The sequence below is a fragment of the Nitratireductor sp. J20-h4 genome (genome assembly GCF_056780505.1).
On record NZ_CM165557.1, the window covers coordinates 656,880 to 678,683 of the forward strand.

General features: G+C 66.8%; 20 protein-coding genes. 13 read left to right on the forward strand and 7 right to left on the reverse strand.

Annotation, left to right across the window (positions count from 1 at the left end; genetic code table 11):
• The first annotated feature begins 5 nt into the window (after window positions 1–5).
• The 3 genes from ACT2B0_RS03150 to ACT2B0_RS03160 all read left to right on the forward strand — a co-directional run bounded on the left by ACT2B0_RS03150 (window position 6) and on the right by ACT2B0_RS03160 (window position 4,196).
• On the forward strand, window positions 6–308 hold the full coding sequence (locus ACT2B0_RS03150; RefSeq protein ID WP_473461367.1) for a N,N-dimethylformamidase alpha subunit family protein: 303 nt from the start codon (window positions 6–8) through the stop codon (window positions 306–308).
• Complete coding sequence (locus tag ACT2B0_RS03155) at window positions 305–2,554, forward strand: N,N-dimethylformamidase beta subunit family domain-containing protein (RefSeq protein ID WP_473461369.1); 2,250 nt, start codon at window positions 305–307, stop codon at window positions 2,552–2,554. The genes ACT2B0_RS03150 and ACT2B0_RS03155 overlap by 4 nt, the downstream gene beginning before the upstream one ends.
• Before the next feature lie 139 nt (window positions 2,555–2,693).
• A complete protein-coding gene (locus tag ACT2B0_RS03160; protein WP_473461372.1) occupies window positions 2,694–4,196 on the forward strand; it encodes an aldehyde dehydrogenase family protein in 1,503 nt (500 codons plus the stop codon).
• Here ACT2B0_RS03160 and ACT2B0_RS03165 read toward each other — a convergent pair.
• Complete coding sequence (locus ACT2B0_RS03165) at window positions 4,193–5,314, reverse strand: mandelate racemase/muconate lactonizing enzyme family protein (protein ID WP_473461375.1); 1,122 nt, start codon at window positions 5,312–5,314, stop codon at window positions 4,193–4,195. The two genes, ACT2B0_RS03160 and ACT2B0_RS03165, sit on opposite strands and share 4 nt — an antisense overlap.
• Window positions 5,315–5,601: 287 nt before the next feature.
• On the opposite strand from ACT2B0_RS03165, the gene ACT2B0_RS03170 reads away from it, so the two are divergent.
• The 8 genes from ACT2B0_RS03170 to ACT2B0_RS03205 are packed head-to-tail and all read left to right on the forward strand — an operon-like array spanning window position 5,602 to window position 13,682.
• Window positions 5,602–6,615, forward strand: a complete 1,014-nt coding sequence (locus tag ACT2B0_RS03170; RefSeq protein ID WP_473461378.1) for an ABC transporter ATP-binding protein — start codon at window positions 5,602–5,604, stop codon at window positions 6,613–6,615.
• Window positions 6,612–7,622 carry an ABC transporter ATP-binding protein gene (locus ACT2B0_RS03175; RefSeq protein ID WP_473461381.1) on the forward strand — a complete coding sequence of 337 codons (1,011 nt, stop codon included), beginning with the start codon at window positions 6,612–6,614 and terminating at the stop codon, window positions 7,620–7,622. Before ACT2B0_RS03170 ends, ACT2B0_RS03175 begins: the two co-directional genes overlap by 4 nt.
• Window positions 7,619–8,575 (forward strand): NAD-dependent epimerase/dehydratase family protein, encoded by a 957-nt coding sequence (locus tag ACT2B0_RS03180; protein WP_473461384.1) that lies wholly within the window; start codon window positions 7,619–7,621, stop codon window positions 8,573–8,575. Before ACT2B0_RS03175 ends, ACT2B0_RS03180 begins: the two co-directional genes overlap by 4 nt.
• Window positions 8,568–10,181 carry an ABC transporter substrate-binding protein gene (locus ACT2B0_RS03185; protein WP_473461387.1) on the forward strand — a complete coding sequence of 538 codons (1,614 nt, stop codon included), beginning with the start codon at window positions 8,568–8,570 and terminating at the stop codon, window positions 10,179–10,181. The genes ACT2B0_RS03180 and ACT2B0_RS03185 overlap by 8 nt, the downstream gene beginning before the upstream one ends.
• 6 nt (window positions 10,182–10,187) lie before the next feature.
• Complete coding sequence (locus ACT2B0_RS03190) at window positions 10,188–11,129, forward strand: ABC transporter permease (RefSeq protein WP_473461389.1); 942 nt, start codon at window positions 10,188–10,190, stop codon at window positions 11,127–11,129.
• Complete coding sequence (locus ACT2B0_RS03195) at window positions 11,126–11,941, forward strand: ABC transporter permease (protein ID WP_127596212.1); 816 nt, start codon at window positions 11,126–11,128, stop codon at window positions 11,939–11,941. The genes ACT2B0_RS03190 and ACT2B0_RS03195 overlap by 4 nt, the downstream gene beginning before the upstream one ends.
• A gap of 17 nt (window positions 11,942–11,958) precedes the next feature.
• Window positions 11,959–12,828 (forward strand): SMP-30/gluconolactonase/LRE family protein, encoded by an 870-nt coding sequence (locus ACT2B0_RS03200; RefSeq protein WP_473461391.1) that lies wholly within the window; start codon window positions 11,959–11,961, stop codon window positions 12,826–12,828.
• 5 nt (window positions 12,829–12,833) lie between these two features.
• Entirely contained in the window at window positions 12,834–13,682 is an 849-nt protein-coding gene (locus tag ACT2B0_RS03205) for an alpha/beta hydrolase (protein WP_473461393.1), read from the forward strand.
• Window positions 13,683–13,793: 111 nt separating this feature from the next.
• On the opposite strand, the gene ACT2B0_RS03210 is transcribed toward ACT2B0_RS03205, so the two are convergent.
• Window positions 13,794–14,594 carry an HpcH/HpaI aldolase family protein gene (locus tag ACT2B0_RS03210; protein ID WP_473461396.1) on the reverse strand — a complete coding sequence of 267 codons (801 nt, stop codon included), beginning with the start codon at window positions 14,592–14,594 and terminating at the stop codon, window positions 13,794–13,796.
• Between the two features lie 181 nt (window positions 14,595–14,775).
• Complete coding sequence (locus ACT2B0_RS03215; RefSeq protein ID WP_473461398.1) at window positions 14,776–15,594, reverse strand: IclR family transcriptional regulator; 819 nt, start codon at window positions 15,592–15,594, stop codon at window positions 14,776–14,778.
• A 335-nt stretch (window positions 15,595–15,929) separates the two neighbouring features.
• On the opposite strand from ACT2B0_RS03215, the gene ACT2B0_RS03220 reads away from it, so the two are divergent.
• Complete coding sequence (locus ACT2B0_RS03220) at window positions 15,930–16,541, forward strand: ankyrin repeat domain-containing protein (protein ID WP_473461400.1); 612 nt, start codon at window positions 15,930–15,932, stop codon at window positions 16,539–16,541.
• Window positions 16,538–17,023, forward strand: coding sequence for a nucleoside deaminase (locus ACT2B0_RS03225; RefSeq protein WP_473461403.1), 486 nt, complete (start codon window positions 16,538–16,540; stop codon window positions 17,021–17,023). Before ACT2B0_RS03220 ends, ACT2B0_RS03225 begins: the two co-directional genes overlap by 4 nt.
• On the opposite strand, the gene ACT2B0_RS03230 is transcribed toward ACT2B0_RS03225, so the two are convergent.
• From ACT2B0_RS03230 to ACT2B0_RS03245, 4 genes are all read right to left on the reverse strand, one after another.
• A complete protein-coding gene (locus ACT2B0_RS03230; RefSeq protein ID WP_473461406.1) occupies window positions 16,950–17,942 on the reverse strand; it encodes a cation diffusion facilitator family transporter in 993 nt (330 codons plus the stop codon). The two genes, ACT2B0_RS03225 and ACT2B0_RS03230, sit on opposite strands and share 74 nt — an antisense overlap.
• A gap of 51 nt (window positions 17,943–17,993) precedes the next feature.
• Window positions 17,994–20,522, reverse strand: a complete 2,529-nt coding sequence (locus ACT2B0_RS03235) for a heavy metal translocating P-type ATPase (protein WP_473461407.1) — start codon at window positions 20,520–20,522, stop codon at window positions 17,994–17,996.
• A gap of 383 nt (window positions 20,523–20,905) precedes the next feature.
• On the reverse strand, window positions 20,906–21,151 hold the full coding sequence (locus ACT2B0_RS03240; RefSeq protein ID WP_473461410.1) for a hypothetical protein: 246 nt from the start codon (window positions 21,149–21,151) through the stop codon (window positions 20,906–20,908).
• Window positions 21,148–21,786, reverse strand: a complete 639-nt coding sequence (locus ACT2B0_RS03245) for a NifU N-terminal domain-containing protein (protein WP_473461412.1) — start codon at window positions 21,784–21,786, stop codon at window positions 21,148–21,150. Before ACT2B0_RS03245 ends, ACT2B0_RS03240 begins: the two co-directional genes overlap by 4 nt.
• Window positions 21,787–21,804: the final 18 nt, after the last annotated feature.

Here is a 21,804-nt window from a genome sequence, read left to right on the forward strand (position 1 = left end):
AGCGCTTGACGACGTTCGATGGCGGGCAGGTCGTGTCACGGGACCTCTTGGACGAGTTTTTGGCCGCGCCGTACGGCGATCACGGTCCGGCGCTGCGGCGGCTCTTGCTCAGGCTGCGCAGCCTGCCGGCGGAGGGCAAGCACGTTCTGGTCGAGGTGGTTCCGTTCCGGCAATGGCGGCTGGCGCGACTGCGCGGCCGCGGCCAGCTGGTCGAACTGCTCGACGAGGTGTTCGATACGCTCGAAGATGCCGAGCGCCATGTCTTCCGCCTGCGCTGCGCGATGTTGGAAAGCGGTGCCGCGTCATGAGGCTGGCACCTGATTTCGGCATCGTCGGTTACACGCCGCGCTGGCAGTATCGTCCCGGCGAGACGGTAGCGCTGCACCTGTCAAGCGGTGAGACCGGGAAGGCCGATATACGACTGCACCGGTTTCGCGCGCTGCGCGCACATGGCGAGGAGCTCGAACTCGACGCCGACCCGGTCGATCATCCGGCTCTGAGATGCACGGTCGCACCGCAACGCACCTTGATCGGCTCGTGGTTCGAGGCCCGGCTCGACGCCGGTCTGCTCGCCGACGGGTTCACGCTCGCTCTTTTGGTCATGCCGACGGTCCTTTCGCCGGACGGTTCCTGCCTGGCGTCGCTGGCGTTGGGCGGGTTTGTGGTGACGGCGCTGATCGACGCTGAGGGCCGGCCCATATTGATGGCCGAGGCGCCGGCGACAGAACCGCGTCGTGTCGAGGCGCCGTTCCGGCTGCGTGCCGGCGCATGGGTTGCAATGGTTTTGGGCCGGAACGGTCCTGACGGCGATCTCGTGCTCACGGTCCGCGACGATGGCAGGGACAGACATATCCGCCTTTCGATCCCCGACGCGGTCGGGTCGGGCGAGGCGGCGCTGCGGCTCGCCTCCGGCGCCGCGGCGTCTGCTCTGTCGGCGGTCCGCTTCGATGGTCGGCTCGAGGCGCCGATATTGTGGGCTGGAGCGGTGGACACGCAAGCGGCGCTGCGACGCCTTGATGCGTTTGCCGACGGCGGGGAAGCGCGCGGTCCAGGCCTTGTCGCGGCCTGGGATTTCAGCCGCGGCATCGACAGCGCGGTCGCCGGGGATGTCGGCCCGCGCGCGCAGCACGGCCGCCTCGTCAATCTGCCGACGCGGGCGGTCAAGGGCACGCGCTGGTCGGGCGGCGAGCAAAGCTTCCGTCACGCCCCGCGCGACTATGCCGCCATCCACTTCCACAGCGACGACCTCGCCGATGCCGGCTGGCCGGTTACGGCCGAACTCGCGCTGCCGGAGAATTTGGCGAGCGGGGTTTACCTGATCGAGATCAGCGGCCAGGCCGGGCGCGACACGCTGCCGATCCTCGTGCGTCCGCACGCGCCCGGGGCCGATCTCGCCTTCCTCGCCTCCACCTTCACATGGCTTGCCTATGCCAATGACCGCTGCCTGCTGCATGGCGCCAATCCGGAAATGTTCGCCAGTCGCCTGCTGGTGTTGACCGCCGGCGATTGCGCGCTGGCCGCGCATCCCGAATACGGCCTGTCGCTGTACGACACCCATGCCGACGGCAGCGGCGTGTCTTACGCCTCGCGCCGGCGTCCCTGCCTGACCCTGCGCCACACCCAGCGCGCCTGGCAGGGCGGGCTCGGCAGCGGCCTGTGGAACTTCAGCGCCGACCTTTTGATCCTGTCCTGGCTCGACCGGGAAGGGTTTGCCTTCGACATCGTCACCGACGACGATCTCGACCGCGAGGGGGCGGCGGCGCTGCGGCCTTACCGCTGCGTGATCACCGGGTCGCATCCCGAATATCACACCACTGCCAGCCACGACGCGCTGGGCGGATTTCTCGATGGTGGCGGCCGGCTGATCTATCTGGGCGGCAACGGGTTTTACTGGCGTGTCTCCACCCATCCCGATCATCCCGAGACGATCGAATTGCGGCGCGCGGAAGACGGCAACCGCAGCTGGGCCTCCGAGCCCGGCGAATACTACCACGCTTTCGACGGCGCCTATGGCGGGCTGTGGCGACGCAACGGCCGCCCGCCGCAGAAGCTCGCCGGCACCGGCTATACGGGGCAGGGGTTCTACCGTTCCCATCCCTACCGGCTTTCGGCCGGCGCGGACGACCCGCGCCTTGCCTTCCTGTTCGACGGGGTGGCGGTCGCGGACGGGCTGATCGGCGATTTCGGGCTCAGCGGCGGCGGCGCGGCCGGCATCGAGATCGACCGCGCAGACACCGCCTTGGGCACGCCGGCGCACGCGCTCGTGGTCGCCACCTCGGAGCGGCTCGACGACAGCTATGTGCTCGCCAACGAGGAAGTGCTGGTCAACCGGCCGACGGTCACCGGCGATATGAGCCCGATCCTGCGCGCCGACATGGTGTTCTTCGAGACTCAGGCTGGCGGCGCGGTCTGGTCGACGGGCTCCGTCGCCTGGGCGGGGGCGCTTGCCGAAACCCGATCCGACAACGAGATCGCCCAGATCACCCGAAACGCCCTGACGCGTTTTCTCGCCCCCGCCCCCTTCGCCTTGCCGGGGGCGGAACCGGGCGGCTGATTCCGGTCGTCCTCCCTGTGAGCATGATCCCGGAACGGATCGGTTTCCGGCAAGGGTCGTGCTCGACCATGGCTGGGTCGCAACAGTGCTTCTTGAAAAGGCGCTGCCGTGGCCCTGCGCAGCAACGGAGCATCCTGTAATGGATATCGCCACGCCTACCGACTATGGCGCCATCGCCGCGGGTCTCACCTTCCCGTCCGAAGCCTTCATCAACGGCCGTTTCGTCGCGGCCCGCTCGGGCGCGCGGTTTACCAATCTCAATCCGGCGACGGCCGCCATCCTGGGCGAGGTCGCGGCCTGCGACGCAGACGATGTCGATGCCGCCGTTGCCGCGGCACGCCGCGCCTTTGACGCCGGTGCCTGGTCTCGCGCCGCGCCCGAGGCGCGCAAGGACGTGCTGCTGCGGCTGGCCGCGCTTCTGCGCGAACACGCCGTGGAACTCGCGGTGATGGAAAGCCTCGATTCGGGCAAGACAATCACCGACTGCCTCAACGAGGTCGGGCACGAAGTGCCGAATTTCTTTCAATGGTACGGCGAATTGATCGACAAGAGTTTCGGCAAGGTTGCGCCCACCGACGAGAGCGCGCTGGCGCTGATCGTGCACGAACCGGTCGGCGTCGCCGGTCTGGTCCTGCCATGGAATTTCCCGCTTCTGATGGCGGCCTGGAAACTGGCGCCGGCGCTCGCTGCCGGCTGCAGCGTCGTCGTCAAGCCGGCCGAGCAGACGCCGCTGACCGTGTTGCGCCTGGCCGAGCTTGCCGCGCAAGCCGGCCTACCGGACGGCGTGCTCAACGTTGTGCCGGGTTTCGGCGAGACCGCAGGCCAGGCGATCGGCCGGCACCGGGATATCGACGTGGTGTCGTTTACCGGCTCGACCGAGGTCGGCGCGCTGTTCCTGAATTATGCCAGCGAGAGCAATCTCAAGCCGGTCGGTCTGGAAATGGGCGGCAAGAGCCCGTTCATTGTCCTCGACGACGCCCCGATCGACGACGTACTGGTGTCCAACGCGGTATCGGCGGCGCTGTGGAACGGCGGCCAGAACTGCTCCGCCAATATGCGCCAGTTCGTGCCGCGGTCGCGCAAGGACGAGTTCCTCGACAAGGTGCTGGCCAGGGTCGCAACCCTCAAGGTCGGCGATCCGCTCGATCCCGCGACCGAGATGGGCGCGATGGTGAGCGCGGAGCATCAGCGCCGGGTCCTGGGTTTCATCGACGCGGGCATCGGCGAGGGCGCGCGTGTCGTTGCCGGTGGCGGCGCGCTCGAGGGCCATGACGGTTATTTCGTCACGCCGACCGTGTTCGACGACGTCGTCCACGGCATGACGATAGCCACCGAGGAGATTTTTGGCCCGGTGCTGGGCGTGATCGCGTTTTCGGAGCCGGAGGAGGCGCTGCGCATGGCTTCCGATTCCGTCTACGGTCTGCACGCCACCGTGTTCACGCGCGACATCGACCGCGCCCTGCATTTCGCCCGGCGGCTGCCGTGCGGAACCGTGTCGATCAACCGGTTTTCGGAAGGCGACATCAAGACGCCTTTCGGTGGCTACAAGCGGTCCGGCTCGCTGGCGCGCGACAACGGTACCGAGGCGATCGCGCAATATCAGCAGACCAAGACGATTTGGATCGGCGGCCCGGAGGGTTAGGAAAACAGTACGTCGGGCGCAATCCCGATCCCCGGCAGATCGGACAGCCGCAGGCGCCCGTCACGCGGGCGCAACATGGCGCCGGCCACCTCGTCGCGCAGGGGATTGGGGTTCACGTCGATCTCCAGCATGCCGTCGCCGCCCTGGGCCGCGAGCAGGTGGGCTGAGGCGGCCAGGCCGATACCGCCGCCCAGAAAATGCGGACAATAGACCGTCCCAGAGCCGGTCGCCGCCGCCGCGACCTCATAACACCCCGACACCCCGCCCCATTTGGCGACGTCGGGCTGCACGAATGCAAGCGTGCCGCTTTGCATCATAGCGTCGAATTCGGCGCGGGCGTTGAGATTCTCCCCGCCCGCGATCGGAATCGGCGAGCGCGTGGCTAGGTCGGACCATTCCCGAAGCGGTCGGTCGGCGCGCAGAGGCTCCTCGATCCATGTCAAGTCGAAGCTGGCATAGTCCCCGAGCCTGGCGGCGGCCTCTTCGAGCGTCCATCCCTGGTTGGCGTCGGCCATCAGCCTCGCCTGCGGGCCGATCGCCTCGCGGATCGCGGTGAGCGATGCCAAATCGGTGTCGCGGCCGAAGCCGACCTTGACCTTGAAGGCCGCGTGTCCGCCCTTGCGGGCGCGTTCGGCAGTGGCGCCCGGCGTCTCGGGTCCGATGCCGCTGGCATAGACCGCGATATCGCCGGACGCGGCGGGATTGAGATAGCGGAACAGCGGCAGGTCGGCGCGACGCGCCGCCAGATCGAAAATGGCGGTGTCGAGACCGGCCGCGACCTGGCGCAGCGGTCCCCATTCGCCGCTTTGCAGGGCAAGCACGTGCAGCCTGTCCATCAGTCGGGCGAACGGTGCGGTCTTCCCGTCCGGCTCCATCTCGACGAGAGCCGGCCCGACAACCTCGTCGACAAGCCGTTTGCGGTGTTCGGCCGCGACCGTGGGAAAGTTGCACCAGACCTCGCCATAGCCGTAGCGCCCGTGATCATCGCGCACGCGCAGGAAGACGGCTGGCCGGTCGCGCATCGTTCCAAACGAGGTCCTGACCGGAACGGGGATCGGCGCGCGCAGGACCACGGCCTCAACGGATGCGATCCGAAAGTCGGGAATGGAAGCGTCCATGGTTCCTCCGTGATGGCCGGTGCGGCGCAGGTCGGCGCGCGTCGTGAAAACAATCAGACTAATCACAAGTTTTCAAGATGTGGAACAAGATGTCGTATGTTGAAAATATACTTGAGGTCGCCGGGCGGCTGTTGTAGGGTCGGTCAAGAAGTCGGCGCTGCCGTGGCGCCGGGCTTTGGAGCAAAACCGGCCCTTCGCGCGACAATGACGCGCCGGAGGCGTTCGATCAACGCGGCATCTCGTATGGGGCTCTCATTTTGCCAGCCATTCGGCGGATGGATGAAGATGTGACGAACGGCGGCGCGCCGGCCACCATGCTTGATGTGGTCGATCTGCGGGTCGATTTCGGTCAGGCCGGCGGGGTGACGCGGGCTGTCGACGGCGTGTCCTTCCAGGTCGCCCAGGGCGAGACGCTTGCTGTCGTCGGCGAATCCGGGTCGGGCAAATCCGTCACCATGTTGTCTGTGATGCGCCTGCTCGACGGGCGCGACATCAAAACCTCGGGCGCGGTGCTGTGGGCGGGCGCCGATGGTGCCAGCCGCGATCTGCGCGGCATGGACGAGCGCGGTTTGAACGCGTTGCGCGGCAGCGAAATCGCGATGATCTTCCAGGATGCCAGCGCCAGCCTCAATCCCTTGCTGACAGTCGGAGACCAGATCGCCGAAACGGTGCGGTTGCACGAGGATGCGAGCCGGGCGCAGGCTTGGGCGCGCGCGGTCGAGCTTCTGACCCAGGTCGGCATTGCCGCGCCGGAAAGCCGCGCCCACAGCTATCCGCACCAGCTTTCGGGCGGCATGCGCCAGCGGGTGATGATCGCACTTGCCCTGGCGGGGCGCCCCCGCCTGCTCATCGCCGACGAGCCGACGACGGCACTGGACGTTACCATCGAGGCGCAGATCCTGCAGCTTCTGGAGGATATCCAGCGCCAGCAGGGTCTCTCGATCGTCATTGTTACGCACGATCTCGGCGTGGTTGGCGAAATCGCCGACCGGGTGGTAGTCATGTATGCGGGCCAGATCGTGGAGAGCGGCGCGGCGCGCGATGTGCTGGGGACGCCGCGCCACCCCTACACGGCCGCGCTTTTGGCCTGCCTGCCGCAGATCGCCGGAGACGGGGAAGCCGAAAGCCCGTTCAGACGCGCCAAGCCTGGCGTCGTGCCCCGGATCGGGGAAGGGTTTGTCGGCTGCCGCTTCCGCAGCCGCTGCCCGCTCGCACGAGCGGAGTGTGAGCGCGACGTGCCGCTGGTTGAAACCGCGCCCGGCTGGCAGTCGCGCTGCTTCTTCTGGGAGGAGGCGTCATGAGCGGCGCAAACGGACGGGAGCTCTTGCGCCTGGACGGCGTCAGCAAGGTGTTTGCGCAGCGCCGCGGGTTCAGCCGCTCGGCCGGCTTGCGGGCCGTCACCGATGCCAGCTTCACGCTTGCCGGCGGCGAGGTTCTGGCCCTGGTGGGGGAATCGGGTTCAGGCAAGTCTACCCTCGGCCGCACCGCCATCAGGGTCGTGGAGCCGACCGCTGGTGACATCTGGCTCGAAGGCGAGCGCATCACCGACCTCGACCGCCGGCAGTTGCGGCCGCTCAGGCGCAAGATGCAGATGGTCTTCCAGGATCCCTATAGCAGCCTCAATCCCCGCATCCGGATCGGCGCGGCCGTCGCCGAGGGCATGCGTCTGCATGGGCTCGCTTCGGGGAACACGCTGCGCGAGCGCGTCGCACAGGCGCTCGAGCAGGTCGGCCTGCGTCCGGAGATCGCCGACCGTTTGCCCGCCGCGCTCTCCGGCGGTCAGCGCCAGCGCGTGGCGATCGCCCGGGCCCTGGCGGTCGAGCCGACGGTGATCGTCGCCGACGAGCCAACCTCCGCCCTCGACGTTTCGGTTCAGGCCGAGATCATCGACCTGCTGAAGGCGCTGCAGGCCCGGCAGGCGCTGTCGATGCTGTTCATCAGCCACGACCTGCGTGTTGTCGGCGATATTTCGGACCGGGTGATGGTGCTCTATCTGGGCCGCATCGTGGAAGCCGGCCCGACGCTGCAGGTATTTCGCAATCCCGCGCATCCCTATACGCGGGCGTTGCTGCAGGCCGTGCCCAAACATGTCGGCGCTGCACATGGGCAGCGGCAATTGCTCAAGGGCGAGTTGCCGAACCCGGTTTCGCCGCCTCCGGGCTGCGTGTTTCATCCGCGCTGCCCATTCGCGGTCGAAGCCTGCCGCAGCGCCGATATGGGCCACCGTGAGGTCGCGCCCGGACAGGTGACGGCCTGTATCCGCGACGATCTGCCGGCTTTTAACGCACGAAGGGACGACCGGACATGAGCGCCCGGCGCCTGCTTGTCATCGGTTGCAACGGTTTCATTGGCCGTCATGTGGTGATCGCCGCGGAGCGCAGCGGTATGGAAGTCCACGGTTTCGACCGCGCGGCCCCGTCGCGTCAAAGCCCGCTCGCCGGTTTCCATGCCGGATCGCTGGCCGACCCGGTGTGCCTTGAACGTGTCTTCGCCGCGGTTCGCCCTGATCGGGTGATCTCGCTTGCCGCCCATGCCGGCGCGGGCAGCGGCCCCGGCCTGTCGGCCGAGCGCGATATCGACGCCGCCTTCGCCGTCAACGTCGAAGGGTTTCGCAGCCTTGTCGCGACATGCCGGGCGCGGGGCGTCTCCCGGCTGGTCTGGGCGAGCTCGACAACCGTGCTTGGCCAGCAGGCGGACCACGCCACGGGCCTCGTCGACGAGACAGCGTCACGCTTTCCGGCAGGGATCTACGGGCTGACCAAGTGCCTCGCCGAGGAGATCGGCACTTTCGCGCACCGCCATTGGGGGCTGGAGGTCGTGGCCGTCCGGCCGACCCTCGTGCTTGGCCCCGGCCACCCGTATGGCGGCCTCCTCGATCCGCTGAAGGCCTTGTTCGAGGCCTGCCATCCGGTCGCGCCGCCGACGCTTGAGATCGGCTGGGGGCGCCACCTGTTCGACATCGTCCATGTCGACGACGTCGCGGCGGCATTCGTGGCGCTCGCCGCCGCGCCACCCGGGCTGCGGCCGCTCTACCACGTCAACGGCGGAACGACCGACATCGACGCCATCGCCGCCCTTGCCCGGGCGGCCCGTCCCGAACTGGACCTGGCGGTGCGCGACGAAACGCCATCGGTCGTCTTTCCACGCGTAGCGGCCGACCGCATCGCCGCCGATATCGGCTTCCGGCCCCGATACGGGGCGGACGAAACAATTCGCCGCTGCATCGAACATGCCAGAAATAGGGAGGAATATTATGCCTGAGACCTTCGATACCAACCGCCGCAGGCTGCTGAAGTCGGTGGCCGCAATCCCGCTCCTGTCGCTGTTGGGGATGTCGCTGACAGGCGTTTCGGCTCGGGCCGCCGCCGACGATCTTGTCTATGGGGCATCCGACCCCGCAGCCAAGCAGGGCGGCTCGCTGACCGTGGGCTCGCTGATCGAGCCGCCATCCTTCGACATCTACCATCAGGCCGGCGAGGCGGTGAATTTCGTCGCGCCGCTGATGTATCAGACGCTGGTCTATGCCGATCACGACGGCAATCCGCATCCGCTCCTGGCCGAAAGCTGGGAGATCAATGAGGACGCCAGCGTCTACACGTTCAAGCTGCGTTCGGGCGTGACGTTTCACACCGGCCAGCCATTCGAGGCGGCGGACGTCAAGTATAGCCTCGACTATATGCGCAATGCTGAAAACGGCACCATTGGCGCGCTCGATTTCGCCGATATCGACACGGTCGAGGCGATCGATCCGCTGACGGTGAGAGTGACCCTCAAACAGCCGAACTCGGCCTTTCTGATCACGCTCACGCACCGCAACGGCTCGATCATTCCGCGCGACTGGTATGCCGGCGAGAACGCGCGCGCCAGGCTCAACAGCACCAGCGTCGGCACCGGCCCGTTCCGCCTCGTCGAATTCGTCCAAAACAGCTATATGCGGCTCGAGCGCAATCAGAACTACTGGCAGCCCGGCCTGCCCTATCTCGACGAGATCGTCGTCAACTTCATCCCCAACAGCGCCGGCATGCTGGTCGCGGTGCGCAACGGGCGCGTCGACATGGCGGTGCTCGTGCGGCCGCAGGACGCCGAACAGCTCGAAGGCGTTGGCGGCCTCACCGTGCAGCGGTCGCGCTCTCTCAACCAGAAGAGCCTTGATCTCGACAGCGAATATGGGCCGCTTAAGGACGAGCGCGTCCGCCAGGCGATCGCGCTTCTGATTGACAAGCAAGCGGTCATGCAGGCTGCGATCTCGGGCTACGGTCAGGTTCTGGGAACCACCGTTCCGGGTCTGCAGGAACGCTGGGGCGTGCCGCTTGGTGAATTGCCCAACCAAACGGTCGACGTGGACCGCGCCAAGGCCTTGCTGGCCGAGGCCGGACATCCGGACGGCATCGATATCGAGCTGCGCACCATCATCGGTTATGACTGGATGGAGCCGGCTGCCCTCACGCTGGTCGAACAGCTTGCCAAGGGCGGCGTCCGCGTGGCCATTCAGCGGCTCGATCTCGGCACGTGGCTGCAGAATTTCCGTGCGCGCCAGATGGGCTTCACGCTCAACGACTGGGGCACGCCGCCCGACCCCAACATTCTCTACTACCGGCATTTCCACAAGAAGCCGCAGGGCGCCGATTTCCGCAACTGGGCCAATGACGAGGCGAGCACGCTGCTCGACGAAGGCCGGCAGGCCCTGGCCTACGAGGATCGCAAGGCGATCTACGACCGGTTCCAGAAACTGCTCGCCGAAAGCGTGCCGACGGTGATGATGTTCGGCGCCGACCACATCGTGGTCGTGTCGGACACGGTCAAGAACCACGCCATGCATCCGATCGGCTGGCATTTCGGCCTGGTCAAGACCTGGGTCGACAAGTAGGCGGGCATGACGCGTTTCATCGTCTTTCGGTGCCTGGCCGCAGTCCTGACCGTATGGCTGGCCAGTATGGTCGTGTTCGCCATGGTCAGGGCGGCGCCCGGCGACATCATCGAAATGATGATGGGGCAGATGGGCAGCAGCGAGGGCGAGGCGGCGCTGCGGCGCTTCTTCGGCCTCGACCAGCCCGTCTATGTCCAGTATTTCGACTGGCTCGGCCGGGTCGTCACCGGCGATTTCGGCTCGTCCTGGCGACAGGGCAGTCCCGTCCTTGAGTTGGTGATCAACGCCTTCACCGTGTCGTTCGAACTGGCGCTGCTGGTGTTGATCGTCTCGTCGCTGATCGGCGTTCCGCTGGGCCTGCTCGCCGGCTATCGGGCCGGCAGCGCGGTCGACACCATCATCCAGGCCTTCAATGTGCTTTTCCTGGCCACGCCGGTTTTCTGGCTGGCGTTGATGCTTCTGTTCGGCGTGTCCACCTTCTTTTACTGGTCGCCGCCCACCATCTATGTCTCGCCGCTGCGCTCGCTTGGCGACAATCTGGTCATTCTGGCCATGCCGATGGCCAGCCTCGCCTTTCTGCAGATCGCCGCCTACGCGCAATTCGTGCGCCAGCACGTCGTCCAGGCACTGCAGCAGGATTACGTGCGCGCGCTCAAGGCGCGTGGGGTGCCGGCCCGCACCATTCTGGGCAAGCACGTTCTGCGTAATATTCTCGTCCCGCTCATCACCTTCATGGGGCTGATCTTCATTCAGATCCTGGGAGGCGTCGTGGTGATCGAATCTCTCTTCGGGCTGCCGGGGCTCGGACGGTTGCTGGTCAACGCGCTTTACGCGCGCGACTTCCCGGTGGTGCAGGGGGCGCTTGTGATGGTGCTGATCTCGGCCATCGCGATCAACCTGCTCGTCGACATCCTCTACCGCGCCATCGATCCGAGGCTGCGCTCATGACCGCTCAATTCGCCTCGATGATTGCCCGGCGTCCGGCCTTGACCATGGGAATGGCGCTCGCGCTGGCAATCGCGGTCGTCGCGCTGCTGCCTGGCCTGTTCGCGCCGCAGCCCCCCAATGCCATCGATGTCGGACGCGCCCTGCTGCCGCCCTCTGCCGAGCATTGGTTCGGCACCGACCATGTCGGCCGGGACGTTTACGCCCGCGTCGTCCACGGTGCACGTGTCACGCTCGGCATCGTTGCCGGCTCGCTGGCGCTCTCGGCCCTGTTCGGTGGGGTTGCGGGAACGATCGCCGGTTATCTGCGCGGCTGGAGCGATCTCTTTTCCGGGCAGCTCGTGGAGGTGATCCTGAGCTTTCCACCGATCTTCCTGGGCGTGATGATCACCGGCATCATCGGCTCCAACGTCGCCAATCTCATGCTGGCGCTGTCGATCGTTTATCTGCCGCTTTTCTTCCGTGCCGCCCGCTCGGCGGCGATGGTGGAAAGCGCCAGGCCCTATGTCGAGGCCGCGCAGGTTCTGGGCGCCGGCGAGGGGCGGATCCTGTTCCGGCATCTGTTGCCTAACGTGCTGCCGGCGGTGCTGACGCAATATATCATCCTGTTCCCGCTCGCCCTGCAGATCCAGGCGGCGCTCGGCTTTCTGGGTCTCGGCGTGCAGCCGCCCACGCCCGATTGGGGCGCGAGCCTGCAGGAAAGCAAGGACTATGTGCTTTACGCGAGCTGGACGGCAATTTTCCCCGGCCTCGCGCTCGTTGTCTCGTCTCTGGCGGTGATCCTGATCGGCCGGGGACTGCAGTCCAGGACTTGAAGCTTACGGAGAAGGCGATGAAGATCGAATGTGCCGCGCAGACCGGCGATGCGCTGGGAGAAGGGGTGATATGGAACGTTGCCCGGCAGAAGCTCTATTGGGTCGACGCGTTCGGCCCGCATATTCGCTGTCTCGACCCGCGGACGGGAAAAGTCGAGTCCTGGGAAATGCCCGAAGTGATCGGCTCGCTGGTGTTCGACAGCAAGGGCGGCATCGTCGCCGGGCTGGAATCGGGCTTCTGTCGTGTCTCTCTCGATCCGCTGCGGGTCGAGCCGGTGGTCAATCCGCAACCCGAGGCGGGCATCATCTTCAATGACGGCAAATGCGACCGCCGCGGTCGGTATTTCGTCGGCACCATGCATCGCGAATTCCGAGAAGGCGCCGGCGTGCTGTGGCGACTGGATGCGGACTGGTCTGTGCATCGCATCGATTCGGGCATCAGCGTGTCGAACGGGCTTGCCTGGTCGCCCGACAACAAGACCATGTATTTCGCCGACACACGGTCTCTGGTCGTTTATGCCTATGATTACGACATCGAGACCGGCGCGGCCGAGAACCGCCGGGACTTCTTCCGCACCGACGACATGGTCGGGCGCGTCGACGGGGCGACCGTCGACACCGAAGGCTATTACTGGTGCGCCATGATCCATGACGGTTCGGTGTGCCGTTACTCGCCCGCCGGCAAGCTCGACCGACGCATCGAATTGCCGGTCAAGCATCCCACGATGTGTTCCTTCGGCGGCGCCGATCTCGACACGCTCTACGTTGTCACCGCCCGCCGTTTCCTGAAGCCTGGCGAGGAGGCTGGGCAGCCGTTGGCCGGCAATGTGTTCGCGATCACCGGGCTGGATGCCAGAGGCATCGCCGAACCGACGTTCGCGGGATGAGCGCCATGGACTGGAGATCCCTCGACGCCGCAGAACTGGAATATCAGTTCAATCCGCAGAAATCCGTTGCCGGCTTCTCACGCTTCCAGGTTCACCGCTCGGCGATCAGCAAGGTGTGCCGCCAGGTGATGACGGCCCATCTCGACATCGCCTACGGCGACGGCGCGCTCAACGGCGTCGACATCTTCCCCGCCGGCGACGACGCGCCGGTGCACATGTTCTTCCACGGCGGCTACTGGCGCACGCAGGACAAGGCCAATTTCGCCTTCATCGCGCGCGACCTCGTCCAGCGCGGCGTCACGCTGGTGGCGGTGAACTACGATCTGTGTCCGGCCGTCAGCTTAGACCGGGTGTCGGGATCGGCGCTCGAGGCGATTGCCTGGTGCTACCGAAACATCGCTTCCTATGGCGGCGACCCCGAGCGCATAAGCATTTCCGGAAACTCGGCCGGGGCGCATCTATGCTCGATGGCGGTCGCCACCGACTGGCCGGCGCGCGGCCTGCCGGCGGATATCGTCAAGGGAGCGGTGATGATCAGCGGGATCTTCGATCCGTTTCCCGCAAGCCTGATCAGCGTCCGTTCGGAACTGAAGCTGCGCGACGATATCATCGCTCGCAACAATACCGAGGCGCTGCCGCCGCGGGTCGATTGCCGCTGTTTGATTTTCGCCGGCGGGCTGGAGCCCTGGGCGTGGATCGATCAGAGTTTCCGTTATTCGGCGCATCTGCGCCGGCATGGCTACGACCCCGACGTGCAGGTGCTGCCGGGGTATCACCACTTCAACATCATGGATCAGTATCTGGAGCCCGCCAGCCCGATCGCGCGGGCGGTGCAGGCGGTCTCTGCCCTTTGAAGCGCGGCCGCGGCCGGCGTTGCGCGCCTGCCGCGGTCCCGGAAACCCCGCAGACCAGCGTCCGGTTTCGGCTCTACGCTTGGTCAGGGGCGGCGAGGCGCCATGCTGCGGTTAGCCCGCTTCGGCCCGCACCGCCTGGAAATGCGAGGCGAGCGCCGCCGCGCCCGTAAACAAAACGGCCGCGTCGTTGGCCACCGACACGAAGTCGAAACCGTGCCGTACGAAGCGCTCGGCCAGTTCGGAATTGGGCGCGAGGACACCCACCTTGACCGGCATGTCCTTGAGGCGCGCCTGGCCCTCGATGATGGCATCGACCACCGCCGGTTCCGCCGGCCTGCCCAGATAGCCCATCGTGGCGGCGAGGTCGCCCGGACCGAAGAATACCGCGTCGACGCCATCCACACTGGCGATCGCCTCGAGATTGTCGAGCGCTTGCTGCGTCTCGATCTGAACGATCAGCGCCACCGCGTCTCCGGCTTCGGCCAGGTAGCTCTTGTCGGTTCCGTAGCGGCTGGCGCGGTGCATGGCGGCCACGCCGCGCGTGCCGCGCGGCGGGTAGTGCATGGCGGCGACCGCGGCCTCGGCTTCGGCGGCCGACTGGACATAAGGCAGCATCAGCGTGCTCGCGCCCGCGTCCAGATACTGCTTGATGAGCATCGGCTCGTTCCAGGGAATGCGAACGATCGGAACGATGTCGGCGCCCTTCGCGGCCCGCAAATGCGAGATCGCGTCAGGCAGGGTAACGGGCGAGTGCTCGCCGTCGATCAGCACCCAGTCGAAGCCGCATTCGCACAGTCCCTCGACCGCGTTCGACGAGTTCAGCATCGACCAGATGCCGAGCAGTGGCCGGTCTTGCGACAGCGCCCGACGAAACGGATTGCGGGAGCGGGCGGGGGAGCTTTTGTCAGACATTGCGACCTCTTCCTGTGATGGAGCAAGCATAGTCGCTGGCCGCATCGGAGGCAATATTGTTTCGTAATACGGCAATGTGTTTCATATCGTAAAAAAAGGAAAATCCGCATGCTGACGGGGCGGGCGATGCGCCCGCCCGACACCCTGGTCCGAATCCAGGTGGATCGCTGCTGGAAACGCGTCAGGCCGACGGCGGCAGGGGCGCGCGCCAGCCCATGGCGCGCGAAATCTCGTCGGCGGCGTCCAGGTTGCGGGCGATGATGTCGGCAAAGGCTTCGCTGGCGATGTCGAGGCCGATCGTCGATACGCTGATTGCGGCGACGATCGCGCCGCTGGCGTCGCGGATCGGAGCGGCGGAACACTGGATGGCGCGATTATACTCGCGCCGGTCGAGACTGTATCCGCGCCGCCGCGCCTCGGCGACCTCGCGGATCAGCGTTTCGGGATCGGTGATCGTCTGATCGGTGTGCCGTTCGAAGCGCAGGCCGGCGACCGTTTGAACCAGCGTCTGCTCGTCGAGACCGGTCAACAGCGCCTTGCCGAGCGCGGTGCAATAGAGCGGACGTCGGCTGCCGACTTCCGACAGCACGCGGATTTCCTGTTCGGGCGGTTCCACCTTGTCGAGATAGCACACCTCCGCGTCGACCATCGTGGCGAGTTGCACGGTTTCGCCGACCGCCTGCGAAAGCGCCTGCATCACCGGCCGGGCGACCTGGCGCAGATCGGTGCTGGCGCGCGCGCCGGCCTGCAGCCGCAGCACGGCCGGCCCGACGGTCCAGCTCTTCGTCTTCGCCTGGAAGGCGGCATAGCCGTCCTCGGCCAGCGTGCGCAGGATGCGCAGTGTCGTGCTGCGGTGGAGCGAGACCCGTTCGGCCACCGTCGTCAGTGAGAGCGGCGTCTCCGCCGCAGCAAGCGTCTCCAGCACACGCAGGGACCGGTGCACGACTTGAATGGACGAATAAAGCTCGCTCCCGCGTTGCGTGTTGGCGGTTTGCGTCAATGGACGGAACTCCGATGCTGATCCCTGTCGTGCACCTATCACAAGGCGCGGTCCAGAAAAATCCCCGACGGCCGCTGACGGGCGGAACCCTGCCGGCGCGACCTCTCGGCGCGCCGGGTCGGCACCATTGTTCACAGGCCTCGACTCCGCGCTATAGTGGGTGTTGGAGTGAAGGCGGCCGTGGAGTCGCGATGATCGCCATTTGCCGTACTGATCGCAGACCCCAGTCGGTCGTCTCGTTGCCTGAAAGTTGGCCGATGCCGAAGATCGTCACATTGTACGTCGCCGTGTTTATTATGGCACTCATTCAAACGCCAACCCTTTCGGGACAGTCGATGACCGATGCGAGCCCGCTTCACGACGCGGTGGCCGACAACGACATTGCGGCCATCCGTGCGCTTCTGTCCGCCGGCGTCGAGATCGACGCCCGGGACGACCAGGGGCGCACCGCGCTGCTGGTTGCCGCGCACGGCAACAAGGTCGAGGCGGCCGCCGCGCTGATCGAGGCGGGGGCGAACGTCAACGCCAAGGACGATATCGACGACAGCCCCTACCTTTATGCCGGCGCGCGCGGCCATCTCGAGATCCTGAAGATGACGCTTGCCCATGGCGCCGACCTTCAAAGCACCAACCGCTACGGCGGAACCGCGTTGATCCCGGCGGCCGAGCGCGGCCATGTCGAGACGGTGCGCACGCTGATCATGGCAGGCGTCGAGGTCGACCACATCAACAATCTCGGCTGGACGGCGCTGCTCGAGGCGGTCATTCTCGGCAATGGCGGCCCCGCGCATCGAAGGATCGTCGCGCTTCTGGTCGGCGCGGGCGCCGATGTCGATCTGGCCGATCGTGATGGCGTAACCCCGCTCGCTCATGCCCTTGGCCGTGGGTATGAAGAGATCGCGCAGCTCCTTGTTGAAGCCGGCGCACGCGGAGGAACAAGCCCATGAACGCCGCAATCTCTCCCGGAGACGAACAGCGTTTCCTGCGCGAAGCGATAGAGCTCGCCCACGCCAATGTCGAAAAAGGCGGCCGCCCGTTTGGCGCGGTGGTTGTCAAGGACGGTGCGGTCGTTGCCACCGGCGTCAACGAGATCCTGGCCACCAACGATCCGACCGCGCATGCGGAACTGACCGCGCTGCGCGCCGCTTCCCGCCGGCTGGGCTCGCCGGATCTGGGCGGCTGCACGGTTTATGCGAGCGGTCATCCGTGCCCGATGTGCATGGCCGCGATGCGCCTGGCCAGCGTCGAGGGGGTTGTCTACGCCTATTCCAACGACGATGGCGCGCCTTACGGCCTGTCGACCGCGGCGGTCTATGACGAACTCGCCAGACCTTTTGCCGAGCAGTCGATGGCGATCAGCCACGTTCCGGTTCGCCTCGAGGCGCGTCCCGATCTTTATGCGGACTGGAAACGGCGGCAGGCCGGGTGACGTCGATGGCGCGCGCATTGGCCTCGTCCAGGCACTCGGTTTCGATCTGCAGCGTGACGAAGAAGAATCCGTAGCGGTCGGACAGGAGCGCGTGCGCCTGCCGCAGCACGCCGGCGGCGTCGCCGCTCCATCCGGGCTCCAGTCGCAGATGGGCCGCAAACACATAGCGCCCGCTGGTCAGCGCCCAGCCGTGGACATGGTGCACATCGGCCACCCCGTCGATCGTGTTGAGCGCGTCGATGACCGTATCGAGCGCGACGTCGGGCGGCGTGCCGTCCATCAGCAGGTGCACCGCGTCGCGCATGATGCCCCAGCTTGCCCACAGAAGCACGAAGCCGAAGCCGATACCGAGCAGCGGGTCGATGGCGAGGAAACCGGTGAAATGGATCACCAAAGCCGCCACGATGATGATCAGGCTGCCGACGAAGGTCTGGATTATGTGCCAGTAGGCGCCCCGCACGTTCAGGTCCTCGCCCTGCTGGCGGTAGAGCAGGTAGAGCGAGATCACCTCCGTGACGATGCCGCCGGCCGCGATGATCAGCATCGGCGTGGTCGGCAGGTCGATTGGTGCGCCGAGGCGCATCGCGCCCATCACGATCACCAGGATCGCCATCGCCAGCAGGAACGCGCCGTTGACGAGGGCGCCGACGATCTCGGCGCGATACCAGCCGAAGGTGCGCTTCAGGTCGGCCGGCCGGCGGGCGATCCGCGCCGCGGCGATGGCAACGAGCACGCCGCCGACGGCCGAGAAGGTGTGGAAGGCGTCGGAAATGACCGCGATCGAGCCTGTCCACAGGCCGGCGATCAGCTCGGCAATGAAATAGAGCCCCGTGAGCCAGGCCGAGATCGTCAGCGCCCGCCCGCTGGAGGGCAGATGGCCGCCGTGGCCGGCCGGGTGCGGTGCGTCGTTGCGAGCCATGCTGCCGTCTCCTGATCGTCGCTGTGGTCCGAGGCCCGGCCTGGCTTGCCGCTAGCTTGCCGGCACGGGCCGCGGCTGCGGGGCAGGGGCAGTTTGAGGTCCTGCGCCTGCCGGCAGCGGCGCGGCGAAGCGGCGCAGGCGCAGCGCATTGCCGAGCACGAACACGCTCGACAGCGCCATGGCGGCCGCCGCCAGCATTGGCGACAGCAATAGGCCGAAGGCCGGGTAAAGCACGCCGGCGGCGACCGGGATCAGCGCCGTATTGTAGGCGAAAGCCCAAAATAGGTTCTGCCTGATATTGCCTAGCGTCGCCTGCGACAGCGCGATGGCGTTGGGCACGCCGCGCAGATTGCCGGCCATCAGCACCACGTCGGCGGCCTCGATCGCCACGTCGGTGCCGGTTCCGATCGCCAGGCCGACATCGGCCTCCGCCAGCGCCGGGGCGTCGTTGATGCCGTCGCCGACGAAGGCGAGCGTGCCGTGCTCGGCCTTCAGTCGGCGGACCGCGTCGACCTTGCCGCCCGGCAGGACCTCGGCGACCACCTCGTCGATGCCGAGCTTGCCGGCGATGGCTTCGGCCGTGCGCCGGTTGTCGCCGGTGATCATCGCCACCTTGAGGCCGAGCTCGTGCAGCGCGGCGATCGCCTCGGGCGTCGTCTTTTTGATCGGGTCGGCGACCGCGATGATGGCGGCGAGCTTGCCGCCGATCGCGGCGTAGAGCGGCGTCTTGCCCTCGTCGGCCAGTCGTTGCGCCGTCGCCGAGAAGCGGTCGGCATCGTGGCCGAGGCGCGTCATGTAGCGGTCGGCGCCGATTTCCACGCGCGTTTCCGCGACCTCTGCGGCGACACCGAAGCCGGTGACCGACTGGAACCCTGTCGCCCCGGGCAGAGCCAGGCCCTCGGCCTCGGCCGCCTCGACGATGGCGCGCGCGATCGGATGTTCGGAACGGGCCTCCACGGCGGCGATCATGGCCAGTGCCTCGTTGCGCGCAAAACCCTCCGCCAGATCGAAATCGGTTAGCGTCGGCCGGCCTTCGGTCAGCGTCCCGGTCTTGTCGAACGCGACGATCCTGGTCTGTTTGAGCAGTTGCAGCGCCTCGCCCTTGCGGAACAGAACGCCCATTTCCGCGCCGCGGCCGGTGCCCACCATGATCGAGGTCGGCGTCGCCAGACCCATGGCGCACGGGCAGGCGATGATCAGCACCGCGACCGCATTGACCAGGCCGAAGGTCAGCGCCGGTTCGGGCCCGAATATCATCCACACCAGGAAGGTCAGCGCGGCCGCCGCCATCACGGCGGGCACGAACCACAGCGTCACCTTGTCGACCAGCGCCTGAATCGGCAGTTTCGAGCCTTGCGCCTCCTCCACCATGCGAATGATCTGGGCAAGCATGGTATCGGCGCCGACGGCCGTCGCGGTGAAGGCGAGCGCCCCGGTCTGGTTGACCGTGCCGCCGACGACGATCGAGCCCTCGGACTTGGCGACCGGCATCGGCTCGCCGGTGATCATCGCCTCGTCGACATAGCTGTCGCCCTCGATCACCGTGCCGTCGACCGGCAGGCGCTCGCCGGGACGCACCTCGACAATGTCGCCCGGCATGACCTCGGACGCGGCGATTTCGGCCGTGGTGGCGCCGCGGCGCACGCGGGCCGTCTTGGCCTGCAGGCTGACCAGGCGCTTGATCGCTTGCGAGGTGCGGCCCTTGGCGCGCGCCTCGAGCCAGCGGCCGAGCAGGATCAGCGTGACGATCACCGCCGCCGCCTCGTAATAGACGTTGACCGTGCCCGCCGGCAGCAGAACGGGAGCGAAAGTGGCGACCAGCGAATAGAGGAAGGCGGCAGCGGTGCCGACGGCGACCAGCGAATTCATGTCCGGCGCGCCGCGCGCCAGCGCAGGCATGCCGTGGGTGTAGAACCGCCGGCCCGGCACGGAAAGCACGAAGGCGGTCAGCGCGAACTGGATCAGCCAGTTGGTCTGCATGCCGATCGTCGCTTCGATCCAGCCATGCATGCCCGGGACGATCTTGGCACCCATTTCGAGCACGAAGACCGGCAACGTCGCGAGCGCCGACAGCGTCAGGCTGCGCCGCAGCTCCGCCTCCTCGGCATCCTTGCGCGCGGCGGTATCCTGGCGGGCCTCGCCGCCCGTGTCGACCGGCCGCGCCTGGTAGCCGGCCGCCGCGATCGCCGCGATCAACGCGTCGATGTCTGCCACGCCCTTCACGCTCGCCTTTTCCGTGGCGAGGTTGACGCTGGCTCCGGTCACGCCGGGCACGGCGGCAAGCGCCTTCTCGACGCGGCCGACGCATGACGCACAGCTCATGCCGGTGATCGCCAAGGTGGTCGAAGCCGACGGCACCGCATAGCCGGCTTTTTCGATCGCCTCGACCAGCGATCGGTGCTCCACCGAGCCCGAAAGCGTCACGGCGGCCCTTTCCGTGGTAAGGTTGACGCTCGCTCCGGCGACGCCGGGCACGGCGGTAAGCGCCTTCTCGACCCGGCCGACGCATGAGGCGCAGCTCATGCCCTCGATCGCCAATGTCACTGTCTCGTGCATGTCGGGTTTGACTGGGGCGTTCATCAGGTTGTCCTCGAAAAATCTGTTCGGGCCAGAAGATGGAGCTTCCAGTGTTGGGAAGGTCAAGGCCTGCTTGGACGTTTTGCTCGCCGCTGGCGAACGATCGCCTCACGGTCGGTGCGATAGGATCAAAAACTGCCCCGCCGGAGCGGGTCCGGCATCAAACGGTGGAATGTCTGCGTCCGGCCGGTCGTTGCGCGGGTTGAAAACCGCGTCGCCAACGTGATGCGATCACAGCAAGCCGGCAATGGCGGCCACGACGAAAATGAAGGCAAGGCCGGCAACGACCGGCGGCAGGATGCGCGCGAGGCGGGCGCGTCTTGCGCTTCTGGCTGCAGGTCGCGCCTGGCGTCCGGTTGCGGCCGGCCGGCGACGGAGGGAACCGGTCATGTCGATGCCGGCGAGGCGGCCTGGCGCCGGTCCGGCGGCGCGGTCCAGGTGAGTGAGGGGGTCCGCCGATGCAAGAACACGTCGAAGCGCCTCGCCGCGTCGGGCGTCTCCAGCCGCAGGGCTGCATAGGCGCGTCCCGCCAGCCGGCAGGCCGCCTCCGTCTCGCCGCTCTCGGCCAGGCGTGCCAGGCTGGCCAGCAGGATGTCGCACAGCTGCGCGTTCGGGTCGGGTTTTGGGGTCATCGCCGCCCGCCGGTGCCGATACCGAGATGGGCCTTGGCGCCGTCGCTCATCAGTTCCGTCGACCAGCGCGGCTCGTAGGTCAGTTTGACCTCGGCGCGCGTGATTGCCTCAACCGATTCTGCGCGTTCGCGCGCGCCGTCGCTCAGATAGCCGGTCGCCGGACAACCGGGCGAGGTCGTGGTCATGGTGACCGTGGCGAGCCCGTCAGTGTCGACATCGACATGGTAGATCAGGCCGAGATCGACGATATTGTAGCCGAGCTCCGGGTCGATCACCTGCCGCAACGCCTGCGTGATCTCTTCAACCAGTCTCCCGGTCCCCTCGGAGGCGGGCGCGGCGGCGGTTGCCGCCGTCTCCGACAGCACCGGCGCGCCTGACAAAAAATGCTCCATCATGGCGCCCAGCAGGGCGGGCTTGAGGTGCTGCCAGTCGCCGCTTTCCTTGGTGATGGTGATGTAATCGGGCCCAAAAGCGAGCGCGGCGACGCCGCGTATATCGAACAGTCTGGCGGCCAGCGGCGAGTGCGTGGCCGCGGCGCGGTCGTCGAACGTCAAGGTTCCGTGCGGCAGAACCGCGCGGCCCGGCAGGAAGGTCATTCGCGCGGGGTCGGATGTGACTACCGTCTGGATGAACATCGTCGCTGCCTCCTTGTG